The sequence below is a fragment of the Paraburkholderia sp. RL18-101-BIB-B genome, from assembly GCF_046026985.1.
Lineage (GTDB): Bacteria > Pseudomonadota > Gammaproteobacteria > Burkholderiales > Burkholderiaceae > Paraburkholderia.
The window spans coordinates 1-767 of sequence record NZ_JARESV010000178.1 but is presented as its reverse complement, the minus strand read 5'-3'; the positions used below and the strand labels follow the sequence as shown (position 1 = coordinate 767).

Genomic DNA, 767 nt, shown 5'->3' with positions numbered 1-767 from the left:
CAGCGCGACCTCGCGCTGGCGTATTCGCCTGGCGTCGCGTTCGCGTGCGAGGAAATCGTCGAGAACCCGTTGAACGCCGCGCGCTTCACCGCGCGCAGCAACCTGGTCGGCGTCGTCACGAACGGCACCGCGGTGCTGGGTCTGGGCAACATCGGCCCGCTCGCCTCGAAGCCGGTCATGGAAGGCAAGGCCGTGCTGTTCAAGAAGTTCGCCGGCATCGACGTGTTCGATATCGAGCTGAACGAGTCCGACCCGCACAAGCTGGTGGATGTGATCGCGGCGCTGGAGCCGACCTTCGGCGGCATCAACCTCGAGGACATCAAGGCGCCGGACTGCTTCATCGTCGAACGCGAATGCCGCAAGCGCATGAAGATTCCGGTCTTCCACGACGACCAGCACGGTACGGCCATCGTCGTCGCGGCGGCCATCACCAACGGTCTGAAGGTGGTCGGCAAGGACATCAAGGAGGTCAAGCTGGTGTCCTCGGGCGCGGGCGCCGCGGCGCTGGCCTGTCTGGACCTGCTGGTCGACATCGGCCTGCCGCTCGAGAACATCACCGTCACCGATCTGGCCGGCGTGGTCTACAAGGGCCGCGTCGAACTGATGGACCCGGACAAGGAGCGCTTCGCGCGTGAAACCGATGCCCGCACGCTGGCCGAAGCCATCGGCGGCGCGGACGTTTTCCTGGGGCTGTCGGCGGGCGGCGTGCTCAAGCAGGACATGGTCAGGCAGATGGCGGACAAGCCGCTGATTCTGGCGCTGGCCAA

Annotated in this window: 1 protein-coding gene; it reads left to right on the top strand. The window is 66.1% G+C overall.

Translation table 11 applies throughout. From position 1 onward, the window contains the following. On the top strand, positions 1-767 hold a 767-nt coding region (locus tag P0D73_RS46580; RefSeq protein WP_408436488.1), incomplete at both ends, for a malic enzyme-like NAD(P)-binding protein.